Here is a 13,229-nt window from a genome sequence, read left to right on the forward strand (position 1 = left end):
TTTGAAAATCAAAAATTTAGAAAATTAAATATAATTTATAATATTTTTGTTTAATTATTTATTAAACTAATAAAAAAATAAAAATTAAAATATAAGAAAGTACTATAATCAAATGAATAATAATCAAATAATAAAAATTAGAGGCGCTAAAGTTAATAACTTAAAAAATATTAATTTAGATATCCCTAAATTTAAATTTATTGTAGTGACTGGTATTTCAGGTTCTGGAAAATCTTCTTTAGTTTTTGGTACTCTATACCAAGAATTTAAAAGAAAATATATAGAATCTCTTAATTTTTATTCTAGAAAATTTTTAGGAAATTTTGAAAAACCAGATGTTGATCAAATTGAAGGTTTATGTCCTGTAATTAACATTAAAAAAGGAATAATATCTTATAATCGACGTTCTACTGTTGGAACTATGACTGAAATTTATGATTACTTAAGTTTGCTTTATGCTAATATTTCTATTCCTCACTATCCCGAAACTAAACAATCAATTAAAAATCAAAATTTAGAACAAATTATGGAACAAATTTTAAAATTGAAACTAAATTCTAAAATTTTTATTTTAGCTCCTATTGTAGAAAAAGAAAAAGGAACACATCCAAAAATTTTAAAAAAATTTTTTAAAAAAGGTTTCGATTGTTTTATTATTGATCAAAAAAAAGTCTCATTAGAAAACGATTTCCCTTCACTAGAAAAAGATCAATATCATGATATTTATATCGTCATAGATCGTATTGAAATAAATAACAATAAAGAAAGATTATGTGATTCTTTAAATTTGGCTTTTTCTTTAGTCCCTGATAAGGTTTTTATTTTGCAAGAGAAAAAAATTCACAAATTTTACTGTAATTATTATTCTTCTGAAAAAAAATTTATCATTCCTAAAAGAGAAATACGTTTATTTTCTTTTAATAATGCTCATGGAATTTGTCAAAGTTGTCAAGGTTTAGGCGTAAAAAATAAATTAGATCCGAATTTAATTATTTGTTTAGATAAATCTATTAATGAAGGAGGTATCATTCCTTATTTTTATTATCAAAATGTATATTCTCAAATTCATGATTTAAAAACTTTTTGTCAACATAATAATATTGATATGGACACGCCTTTAAAAAAATTAAATCCTAAATTATTAAACATTCTTCTTTATGAAAAAAAAGAAAACCTTAAAAATAATAACTTTGATCCTCTTAATTCAGGAGTTATCAATATTTTAGAACATTTTTATCATCAAAAAAATGATCCTAATAATATCAATTGGTTTATTAATTTTTTTGTTTCAGAACAAAAATGCGATTCATGTTCAGGAGCTCGTTTAAATGAAAAAGCTTTACTTTTTAAAATTCAAAATCATAATATTTATGAATTAAGCAAATTATCTATAAAAGAATTATTAGATTTTTTTCTTAATTTAAAATTGACAGATGAAGAAAAAAAAATTTCTGATTTAATTTTACAAGGAATAATAGATAGGCTTCATTTTTTAAAAGATATTGGTTTAGATTATTTAACTTTAGAACGTTGTATTAAAACTTTATCTGACGGAGAAATACAAAGAATTCGATTAGCTAATCAAATCGGAGCTAAATTATCAGGTATTTTATATACATTAGATGAACCTTCTATCGGATTACATCCTAAAGATAATGAAAAACTAATTAAAGCTTTAAAAACAATTAGAAATTTAGGAAATACTTTATTAGTGATAGAACATGACCCACAAACAATGTTATCCGCTGATTATTTAATAGAAATCGGGCCTCAAGCAGGAGAACAAGGAGGACAAATAATAGCCTACGGTACTCCTGAAGAAATTATTAAAAATAAAAAAAATTTAACGGGACAATATTTATCTGGTGAAAAAATAATTAATGTGCCTAAAAAAAGAAATCCTATAAATCCTCAAAAAATAATCCAAATCAGAAATGTTTCTGCAAATAATCTTAAAAATATTAACGTTGATTTTCCTTTAGAAATTTTAACAGTCATCACAGGAGTTTCAGGTTCTGGAAAATCGACTTTATTAAATCAAATTTTAAAATCAAATATTCCAAAAAAAAATTCTTACCATAAAAATGAAAATATTTCTAATACATTTTTTAATAAATATAATAGTATTGAAAAAATTATCCAAATTATTTCTTCTCCTATCGGAACAAAAACTAAAAGTAATTTAATTACTTATACAAAAATTTTTGATTATATTAGAAATTTATTTGCTTCAACTACAGAAGCTAAATTAAAAGGTTATACAAAAAGTAATTTTTCTTTTAATAATAAAAAAGGATATTGCGAACATTGTTCTGGATTAGGAATTAAAAAATTTAATATGAATTTTCTTTCTGATGTCTCTCTTAAATGCGTAAAATGTAAAGGCCAAAAATTTAATAAAGAAATATTAAAAATTAAATATAAAAATAAAAATATAGCCGAAATTTTAGATATGACAGTAAACGAAGCTTTAATCTTTTTTAATAATTTTATTTTTATCAAAAATCATTTTCAAATTTTAAAAGAAATAGGTTTAGATTATATACGTTTAGGACAAAATTTTAAAACTCTTTCGGATGGAGAATTACAAAAAATAAAATTAGCTAATGAATTTGCTAAAACAAATGTTAAAAATACCCTTTATATATTAGATGAACCTACTATAGGATTACATAGTGAAGATGTTAAAAAATTAATAAAAATAATTCATCATATAATTAAACAAAAAGCGACCGTAATTATGATCGAACATAACTTAGATATAATTAAAAATGCTGATTATATTATCGATTTAGGACCAGAAGGTGGAAATAACGGTGGATATATTATCGCTAAAGGGACTCCTGAAGAAATTATGCAAAAACCTAAAAGTTTCACAGGACAATATTTAAAAAAAATTTTAAATATAAAATAAATAATAAGGTTTAAATTATATGATATTCAAAATTAAAACTTTATATAAACCAAGCGGTGATCAACCTAAAGCTATCGAACAAATATTAAATAATTTCAAAAAAAATATTAAAGAACAAATTATTTTAGGTGCTACAGGAACAGGAAAAACCTTTGCCATAGCTAATGTAATTCAAAAATTAAATCAAAACACTTTGATTATTGTTCATAACAAAACTTTAGCAGGGCAATTATATAATGAACTAAAAGAAATGTTTCCTGATAATAAAATAGAATATTTTATTTCTTATTATGATTATTATCGACCAGAAGCTTATGTCGTTTCTAATGATACTTATATTGAAAAAACTTCTAAAATTAACTCTGAAATAGATCAATTACGCCATAGAACAATTAATTCTTTAATTTACGGAAAAAATATCATCGTTGTTTCTTCTGTTTCTTGTATTTACGGTATCGGAGATATTAACGATTATAAACTTTCTGTTCTTTATTTAGAAAAAAAAAAAATATATTCTTTTAAACAAATTTTAAAACAATTAGTTGAAATGCAATACAAAAGAAATGATCTAGTATTTGATAGAGGTACTTTTAGAATTAGAGGTGGAACTTTAGACATTATTTTATCTGCTGAAACTCAACAAGGAATTAGAATCGTATTCGATAATGAAGAAATTGAAAAAATACAAATTTTTGATATTCTTAAAGGAAATATTATTGAAAATTTAAAAAATGTAAGTATCTTTCCGGCTTCTCTTTATGTTACTAATAAAAAAAAATTAAAAGAAACTATTAAAAGAATTGAAGAAGAATTAGAAGAAAGTATTAAATATTTTCAAAAAAAAAATCAATTAATTGAAGCACAAAATATCGTAAAAAGAGTAACAAATGATATCGAGATGTTAAAACAAATAGGTTATTGTAATGGTATTGAAAATTATTCACGTCATTTATCTCTTAAAAAAAAAGGAGAACCGCCTACAACTTTAATTGATTATTTTGGAAAAAATTTTTTAACTATCATTGATGAATCTCATGTTACTATTCCTCAAATAAAAGGAATGCATGCTGGTAATTATTCAAGAAAAAAAAATTTAATAGAACATGGATTTCGTTTGCCTAGTACTTTAGATAATAGACCTCTTACTTTTTCTGAATTTGAAAAAAAAATGGATAAAGTTATTTATTTATCAGCTACTCCAGGAAATTATGAAATAGATAAAAAAATTCCTATAATAGAACAAATTATTAGACCTACTTTCATTTTAGATCCGATAATAGAATTAAGACCTACTCAAAATCAAATTGAAGATTTATATTCGGAAATAAAAAGTAGAGCAGAAAAAAATGAAAGAACTTTAGTTACAACAATAACTATAAATATGAGTGAAGAATTAACTAATTATCTTAAAAAAATAGGAATTAAAGTAGCTTATCTTCATAGTGAAATTAAATCTTTAGAAAGAATGATTATTTTAAAAAAACTTAGAACTGGTGTTTATGATTGTTTAGTTGGAGTAAATTTATTAAGAGAAGGTTTAGATTTGCCTGAAGTATCTTTGGTAGCTATTTTAGACGCTGATAAACCTGGTTTTTTAAGAAGTGAAAAAAGTTTAATCCAAACTATCGGAAGAGCTGCAAGAAATATCCGCGGAAAAGTAATTATGTACGGCGATGAAATAACAAATGCAATGGAAATAGCTATTCAAGAAACTTTACGTCGTCGTCAAATCCAAGAAAATTATAATTTAAAACATAATTTGCAACCAACTATTATTTATAAAAATATAAAACAAACAACAGATATTAATAAAGATAAAAATGAAAATATTGAATCATTTTTATTTTCTGAAAAACAATCTCCAAAAAATTATAGTTTAAAAAAACTCCAATCTTTAATGAAAAAATTTTCTAAAAAATTAGATTTCGAAAAAGCGATGTTTTATAGAAATTTAATTATCAAATTAGAAAAAGAAAAAAAACAAAAAGAATAGAATTTTTCAAAAATTATATTAAAAAATAAAATCATTTATTCCTTTTTATACATTATTATTATTATTATTTGATTAATATTAAAAATATTAATAAATTTTTTTGTTATAATAACTTGGTATAATAATCATAAAAATGAATATTAAAAAATTTTTATATAAGATTTTAAAATTCAAAGATTTAAAGGTTTCATAAATGAATAAAATAAATAAAAATAATCAAAATATCAAAATAGCTTCGACATCAACTAGTTGTTTAGATTATTCTCCATATAAAAATCATAATATCGATTTAATTAGAATTAAAATTTTTGTCAATAATAAAGAATATATCGATGGTGAAACTATAACATCTAAAGAATTTTATAATATATTAAATGAAAACAGTAATGTAGATGTAAAAACTTCTCAACCTTCTATAGGGGAATTAATATGTTATTTTAGAGATTTAATTAAACAAGGTTATAAAAAAGCTTTTGTTTTAACTATTTCTCAAAAATTAAGCGGAAGTTATAATGTTGTTTGTCAAGCTCAAAAGCAATTAAAAGACAAAATCGAAATTATTCCTTACAATACTAATACTGTTTGTTTTTCGGAAGGATATTTTGCTTTAGAAGCGGAACGTCTTTTTTCAGAAGGTGCCTCTGTTGAAAAAGTTATCAAACATTTAGATTTTTTAAAGGAAAACAATACTATCTTTTTTATCGTTAATTCTTTAACACAATTAATTAAAAATGGACGTTTGAACAAAACAAAAGGTTTTTTAGGTAGATTTTTTAGAATTAAACCTATTTTACAAGTTAACAAAAATGGAGAAATTGTTTTAATTGAAAAAAAAATTTCTATGAAAAAAGCTTTTTTTTCTATTAGCGATAAAATCAAAAAATATACAAAAAATAAAAAATTTTTAATACATATTTTAAGTACTGGAAATAATTATATTAAAGATGAATTTAAACTTTTTTTGGAAAAAGAATTTCAATTAGAACAAATTATAGAAGTTCCTTCTACACCAGCTGTAGGTGCTCATGTAGGTAATGATGTTTTCGGAGTAGGTATCATAATTTTAAATTCTTGATAAAAAATATTAAGAAAAGGTTTTTTAATGAAAATTTGCAACAAAAAAATTGAAAAAGCGCAAAAAATATTAAAAGAAATTAAAAAAAAAGGCTTCGAAGTTTTTATTGTTGGTGGAGCTGTAAGAGATATAATTTTAAATATATCCGTAAATGATGTTGATATAATTACTAATGGTCGTTACGAAGAAATTTCTAAATTTTTAATTTGTCATAAAAAAAATATTAAATACGGTTCTTTTCAAATTATCTTTGAAAAAGAAAAATTCGAAACCACCACTTATAGAAAAGAAGGACCTTATTTAGACCATAGAAATCCTTCTTTTGTTGAATTCATTTCGGATATTAAAGAAGATTTAAAAAGACGTGATTTCACTATTAATGGTTTTTTAATGAATGAAAACAGAGAAATAATTGATTATGTGAATGGTTTTGATGATTTAAACAAAAAACAAATAAAAACTATTGGTGAACCGTATCAAAAATTAACAGAAGATGCTTTAAGAATGATGCGTATTTTCACTCTTCAAGCAAAATCTAATTTCGAAATTGAAATTGAAACTAAAAAAATTTTAAAAAAAAATATTTTTTTATTAAATAAAATACCGCTTCAAGAAATAATTAAAGAATTAAAAAAAATAACAAAACAAAAATTCTTTAAAAAAGCTCTTATATCTTTAAAAGAAACTAATGCTATTTCTTTTTTGAAAGAATTTAAAGAAAGTATTATTTATATAATTAAAGAAAATTTAACAAAAATGAATCCAGAATTATTTTTAGATTTGTCTTTTATTTTAAATCATAATATAATAAATTCTTTTCCATTCAGTAAAAAAGAAAAAAAAAGATTTAAAAAATTAATTTCATTATATAAATTACCAACCGAATATACACTTTTAAAAAATTAAAAATTTTATATTATTAAAAAAGGTACCAAATATGAATCAAAACTTATTTTTAAAAAATAAAAAAATAGGTGATACAATTGAATTTATTGGAAAAATAACTAGTATTAATAAAGGGGGGCATTTTTTTAATATTGATCTTTTATTAATAGAAGATTTTGTTGTTAATATCAAAATAGATTTATCATTTCTGACACCCGAAAAAGAAAAAATTTATTTTTTTAAAACAAAATATAAAGAAAAAAATGAAAAAAATATTTTATTATGTGAAGAATATGATATCATCGAAAATGTTTTAAATTTAGAACAAGTCTTTAGTTATTATAAACACTTTTTTAAATGTTCTCCTCTTTCTTTCCATACAATCGATAAAAAAATAAATAATTTTTTATCTAAAATTCAAAATCCTATTTTAAAAAAAATAACTCATAATTTATACTCTAAAAATAAGATAAAATTTTTAATTTATCCAGCAGCTTGTAAAATGCATCATGATTATTATGGAGGCCTAAGTTATCATACTCTTAATATGTTGAACATATCTAATCATTATGTCACGATATATCCTTTTTTAAATCAAGATTTATTAAATTGTGGAATTATTCTTCATGATATGGCGAAAATAATAGAATTTGATTTTTTATCCAAAACTTATACAAAAAAAGGAAAATTATTAGGACATTTAATTTTAGGAGTCAATTATGTTCATGAAGAAGCTCTTTCACTAGGATTTCAAGATAAAGAAGAAACTTTGCTTTTAAAACATTTATTAATTTCTCATCATGGTTTATTACAATATGGTGCCGCTAAAGAACCACAAATCGGAGAAGCTCTTTTATTATGGTATTTAGATGATATAGATGCTAAATTAAATACTTTAAATGAAAACATAAAAGAAGCTGAAAAAGGAGAATTTACTGAAAATTTATCTGTCATAAAAGGAAGATCATTTTATAAACCTAATTTATAATATAATTGTATACATTTTTTATTAAAAAAATATTTTTATTATTTTAATTTTATATATTTTAAAAATTTTATAAAAATAAAAAAAGAAAGGTTATACAAATTAAAATGTCTCAAAACAAACCAAATATAGATTTAAATTCTGTAATAAACAAAAATAAAATAGTTCTTGTCGACTTTTTTGCTCCTTGGTGTGGACCTTGTCAAAAATTAATGCCTGTTTTAAATAATTTTGAAAAACAAAACCCTAATATAAAGGTAATTAAAATTAATGCCGGTTTACATAAAAATTTTATTTATGAATATAATGTAAAAAGTTTTCCTACTTTATTATTATTCAAAAACAGAGAAGAAATCAAAAGACAAACTGGTTATTGCACTCACGAGGAATTAATATCTTTTTGTCAAATAATCTAAATAAAAATAAATTTTTTTAACTAAAAAAGAAAGAAAATATAAATCATTCTCATGAACGGTTTCTTTTTAATTAACAAAGAAAAAAATATGTCATCTCATGATGTTATTTATTTAATAAAAAAAAAATTAAATCTTAATAAAATAGGACATACAGGAATTTTAGATCCGATGGCAGAAGGTCTCTTGATTGTTTTGATAAATAAAGCTACAAAGTTAGCTTTTTTATTTGAAAATTTGGATAAAACATATCAAGGAAGTATTCTTTTTAATAAAAATTTTGATACTTTAGACGTAACAGGAAAAATCATTGAAACAAAAAAAAATATTTTATCAATAGAAGAAGTTGAAAAAAGTTTCCTTTTCTTTCTTAAAAAAAAATATTTACAAGTTCCTCCTATGTATTCAGCTATAAAAATTAAAGGAAAAAAAATGTATAATTTAGCAAGAAAAAATATACAAATTGATATTCCTCCTAGAAAAGTTCATATTAAAAATTTAAAAATAACATCTTCTTTCGAAAATGATTTAATCGATTTTGAAACTAAAGTATCAAAAGGAACATATATAAGAAGCTTAGCTAGAGATATTGCAACTCAAATGAATACTTACGGTGCATTAAAAAAATTAACAAGAACTAAAATAGGTTCCTATAATTTAAAAAAAGCTCAAAATATTCATTCGGTTGATTTCAAAAATTTAATCGATGTTAAAATATTATTTAAAAAAACAAAAAAAATTATTTTAAATGATTATTTAATTAAATTAGTTAAAAATGGCGTTTTATTAGATGAAAGACAAATTTTGACCAAAAAATCATTTATTGTCTTAGATCAAAATAAAAATTGGATTGCTTATTACAAACCAATACAAAAAAATAAATATTATCCAAAATATTTTTTTTGAAAAAATATTTAAAAAAATATTCAAATTTTATTAAAAAAAGAAATATGAACAAAAAGAAAACTATATTAAAAAATTTTTTTTGTTCATTATTATTTAAATCTTTATATATTTTATCTAATTTATTTTTTAATTCTTGTAGTTATGATAAAATATATTCATATATTTATTTTTTGAATTGTAAAATTTTAATTTTTATATTAATTTGTCTTATTTTTTTCGATAATTTCTGTTATTTCATTTTGTAATTGTCTAATTACATCGTTTATTTTATCTATTTTGTTATAGGTATCAATTTTAAATCTTCTTGTTTTTGTTTAATTTCTCTGTTTTTATCTGCTTTTTCTAGGGCTCTAAGAGACGACGTTTTTCTTTTAAGGTCCTTTTTTCTTCAGTTTTATAAGTAGTTTTTTTAATTGTTCTTTGTTTTTTTTAATTTCTTTTTTTTGTTCTTTTAAAGTATTAATATTATTTTCAGTTTCTTGTTTTTGAGCTTTGATGTCAGTTATTTTTAATTCAGTTTGTTTTAAATTTTTTTTGATTTTTTTTTTTTTTTTTTTTGTTCTTGATTAATTTTTTTTTCATATAATGTTTTTAATTCTTCTTTACATTTCTTCAATTCATCTTCCCAATCGGATTTTAGTCCTTTGTAATCATTAATGGTTTGGTCATATTTGTCAATGGTTTTATCGATTTCATTGATTAATTGACCAACATATTTAGATGATGGTTCTTTTGATTTATAAAAGAAAGCGAGATAAAGAAAATTTAAACATCCAATAATGATTAAAAAATAAATTAAATAGCTTTATAATGATTACCTCCTTTCTTTTGGTTTTCGATTTGATCTAATATTTCTGTGTTTTGAGAAATGATCATTTGGTAAGCTTGTTTTAAATCTTCTTTGTTGATTTCGTTTCTTTTATTTTCGTTAGTTCCGCGATTGTGTGCGAAAACATTGACAGTTGTTTTTAAAAGGTTTTCTAAAGTACGATTAGCTTTTAAGAATTGATGATTTTGTGGTAAATATTCTAAAGCTTCGTTGATAATTTCCAATAAGTATTGTTGGGTTTCTTGGCTATAAGGGTTTTTACGTTTTTTAATCATGAATTCTAAAAATTGTTTTCTTTCTTCTTTATTGCCAGGTTTCACTTCAATGTTGTAAGTAAATCTTGATTTGATTGCTTCGTCAATTTGTTCTATATGATTTGTTGCGCCAATGACAAAAATTGGTTTTTCAAGATTATTGTCAACTGATGTCATTTCAGTTTTGAATTGGTTAACCACATTGGCGATTTCTGAACCAGCTTCTAATGTTCCTAAATCAGTAAAAATAGTTTCACATTCATCTAAAAAGATAATAGCGCCGTTTTTTTTATCCGCTTCTTCTCTAGCTGTTTCAAATAAATCTTTAACCATTTGTGGGGCTTCGCCTTTATATTTTTGGGAGAATAAAGAACTAGAAACTTCAAAGAAAGGTAATTTAGTTTCTTTTGCCAAAGCACGCGCTAAAGTAGTTTTACCTGTTCCTGGACAACCATGCATTAAAATGCCTAATGGTGGTTCTATCTCACCAATTCCTTGATAGTTAGTTTTATTTTTCAAATAATTCATAAATCCTTCCGCTGCTTTTAACTCTTCTTTAAAACCGATTAATTGATTAAAAGATAAGAATTTTTGAGGATTAGATAGTTTAATTAATCTTTCGTCGAGATGCGGTTTTTGATTTTGTGTTATTAATGATTCTAAATTAGATTGTAATTGGTTATGAAATTCGTTTTGTAATTCATTTTGTTTTAAGGTTATTTTTTTTTCTAATTCATTTTGTTTTTGATGAATTTGTTTTTTGGTTTCTTGTAAGTTAATATTTTGATTTTCTAGTCTTTTATGATGATTGGCGATTTGTTTTTCAGTTTCTATTAAAGTTTGATGATGGATCCATACATAAGTTCCTAGACAAAAAGAAATAAATAAAATGATAATAGTTAACATTAAATATTTTGATAATGGCTTTTGGTTGATTTTCTTTTTCATCTTTCTTCCTTTCTCAATAAAAAAAAGACCAAGTAAAAACTTAGTCTTCATTTATAAATTATGCTACTTGAGCGATTTTGTTTTCAATGGTTTGACTACCACCACTGAAAGTTTTCCCTTGGGAATCAATTAATTCGTAATCATAAATTAATTCTAATTGAGGATCTTTTTCCTTGATAATTTCTTTTTGTTCGATACTGATTTGTATTTTCATAGTTCCAATCCCATTTTCTAAAGTCATTAAAGGACATTTATTAGCTTCATATTCATGATCGTTAATTTTTAACGATAAATTAAAATATTGTTCAGGATGATTAAAAGTTGTTTGAGTATCATAGCGAGTAGATATTTTTAAATATAAAGGAACGGTAATTTCCAACCCGTTTGAATTCAAAGTGGCTTCATGTTCAACTGTAATTAAATGTTGATATTTTTGTTGATTTAAGTTCGGAATGGGTGAGCTGTTCCGTTTTTTCATACAACTTTTTATTTTAAAATTGTTCTTTCAGACTAACTATTAATTGATAATTTCCTATCTTTTCAAACTAAGGAAATATTTTTTTTGTTTAAAAAAGTGTCTAAACTTTTTTTGATAATTCTTTAGTTTCAAAAGATATTTTTTTAATATTTTAACCCTTCACTATATAGTTAGGTAAAAAAAGTGAAAAACTCGTCAACAAAATGAAAAGAAAATAATCTTTGATATAAATTTAACATTTTTCTTTAAAAAAAGGCGTATTAAAGTAACCTTTTACAAGGTTATATTATTTGATGTTAATTCAATTAAAAATTTATCTCAGATTTTGAACATATTGAGATGGAGTTGAATGGTTTAATTTGATTAAAATCCATTTATTATTCCAAAATTGAGGAAATTGATTGATTAATTTTTTCATTTTATCAGGAGATTTTTGAAAGAAAAAAGGATTTTGATATTGTAAGATGGTTTTCATTTGGCCGAAAAAGTTTTCAATGACGGCGTTATCACGAGGGGTGGCTTTTCTTGACATACTGATTAAAAAACCTTTTTTTATTAAAGTTTGTTGAATTTTAAGTGATTGATAAACTTTTCCTTGATCGGAATGGATAATACAAGGTTCTTTTAATGAAGGTAATTTTTTAATAGTATTTAAAACTAAATTTTTATTTTGTTGGTTTGAAATATGTGAAGTAATTATTTGGTTATTAAAAGAGTCAATGATACAAGAAAAATAGAGAAAACCTTGCTTAGTTTTGAAATAAGTGATGTCAGTAAAGAGTTTTTGAAGAGGTTTGGTGGAAATAAAATCTTGATTGATTAAATTAGGAATTATTTGGAGATTATTTTTTAAATTACGGTAAGTAAAATTTTTTTTGATTCTTAAACGACAACTAATGTCGTTTTTTTCATAATGGTGTAAACTTTTTATTTGTGATGAATTCGTTAAAGGTTTTTTGATATAAATTAGTGATTTTCCGATGACCGTAAAAATATTGATAATAGAGACATAAAGCTTTAATCCGTTTTTGTTGTAACAGATATTTTTCTTCTTTTTCTTTTAGTTTATTTTTAACTTTTAACCAATAATAATAAGTACTTCTTTTGATTTGAATTGTTTTTAAAATAGTGGTTAAATTAAGAGTTTGATTGAATTGGTTGACTAAATGAAAAACCATTTTTTATCAATTTTTTAATTTTTTCAATCATTTTTTGTAATAATTTCATTTTTTGTTTTAATTTTTGCATCTTAATACCAATTATCTTTATAAATTATTTTTAAATATATCAACTATTATAACTCTAAAAGATTTTTTATTTGATCAATAAGCGCTTCAGTGCGTTCATCTTTTTGTTTCATAGATAATATTTATAACTTGGGAAGGCAATTAATTTAAAAAATTAAAGTTGTTTTAATAATTAAAATAAATTAAAAAATAAAATTACCTAAAAAAGAAGTTTTATTATATCGATAAATAATAATGATATGAAAAATGATAATTCGATAATATCAAATATCGTTATCATTATTAATATCGATATAAAATAT

General features: G+C 22.3%; 9 protein-coding genes and 1 pseudogene. 7 read left to right on the top strand and 3 right to left on the bottom strand.

The genetic code is table 11. The features are described 5' to 3' along the window. The first annotated feature begins 112 nt into the window (after positions 1 to 112). The 7 genes from uvrA (at position 113) to truB (ending at position 9,171) form a co-directional block, all read left to right on the top strand. Entirely contained in the window at positions 113 to 2,914 is a 2,802-nt protein-coding gene (gene uvrA / locus RS022_RS01540) for an excinuclease ABC subunit UvrA (RefSeq protein ID WP_268850119.1), read from the top strand. 19 nt (positions 2,915 to 2,933) lie between these two features. Continuing rightward, the gene (gene uvrB / locus RS022_RS01545) at positions 2,934 to 4,907 is read left to right on the top strand and encodes an excinuclease ABC subunit UvrB (RefSeq protein WP_268850120.1); all 1,974 of its coding nucleotides are present in this window, start codon (positions 2,934 to 2,936) and stop codon (positions 4,905 to 4,907) included. A gap of 193 nt (positions 4,908 to 5,100) precedes the next feature. Further along, on the top strand, positions 5,101 to 5,982 hold the full coding sequence (locus RS022_RS01550) for a DegV family protein (RefSeq protein WP_268850121.1): 882 nt from the start codon (positions 5,101 to 5,103) through the stop codon (positions 5,980 to 5,982). A 27-nt stretch (positions 5,983 to 6,009) separates the two neighbouring features. Next, positions 6,010 to 6,888 (top strand): CCA tRNA nucleotidyltransferase, encoded by an 879-nt coding sequence (locus tag RS022_RS01555; RefSeq protein ID WP_268850122.1) that lies wholly within the window; start codon positions 6,010 to 6,012, stop codon positions 6,886 to 6,888. A 31-nt stretch (positions 6,889 to 6,919) separates the two neighbouring features. After that, a complete protein-coding gene (locus tag RS022_RS01560; RefSeq protein ID WP_268850123.1) occupies positions 6,920 to 7,855 on the top strand; it encodes an HD domain-containing protein in 936 nt (311 codons plus the stop codon). Positions 7,856 to 7,959: 104 nt separating this feature from the next. Further along, positions 7,960 to 8,268: a thioredoxin family protein gene (locus tag RS022_RS01565; protein ID WP_268850124.1), complete on the top strand. Its 309-nt coding sequence runs from the start codon at positions 7,960 to 7,962 to the stop codon at positions 8,266 to 8,268. Between the two features lie 51 nt (positions 8,269 to 8,319). After that, positions 8,320 to 9,171 carry a tRNA pseudouridine(55) synthase TruB gene (truB, locus tag RS022_RS01570; protein WP_268850125.1) on the top strand — a complete coding sequence of 284 codons (852 nt, stop codon included), beginning with the start codon at positions 8,320 to 8,322 and terminating at the stop codon, positions 9,169 to 9,171. A gap of 795 nt (positions 9,172 to 9,966) precedes the next feature. Here truB and RS022_RS01575 read toward each other — a convergent pair. The 3 genes and pseudogenes from RS022_RS01575 to RS022_RS01585 all read right to left on the bottom strand — a co-directional run bounded on the left by RS022_RS01575 (position 9,967) and on the right by RS022_RS01585 (position 12,928). Next, positions 9,967 to 11,202: an ATP-binding protein gene (locus RS022_RS01575; protein WP_268850126.1), complete on the bottom strand. Its 1,236-nt coding sequence runs from the start codon at positions 11,200 to 11,202 to the stop codon at positions 9,967 to 9,969. Between the two features lie 58 nt (positions 11,203 to 11,260). Next, a complete protein-coding gene (locus RS022_RS01580) occupies positions 11,261 to 11,680 on the bottom strand; it encodes a hypothetical protein (protein ID WP_268850127.1) in 420 nt (139 codons plus the stop codon). 313 nt (positions 11,681 to 11,993) lie between these two features. Beyond that, positions 11,994 to 12,928: pseudogene (locus tag RS022_RS01585) on the bottom strand (IS3 family transposase). Between the last annotated feature and the right edge of the window lie 301 nt (positions 12,929 to 13,229).

Origin of the sequence: Candidatus Phytoplasma rubi (assembly GCF_026821955.1) — a bacterium.
Taxonomy (GTDB): domain Bacteria; phylum Bacillota_I; class Bacilli_A; order Acholeplasmatales; family Acholeplasmataceae; genus Phytoplasma; species Phytoplasma vitis.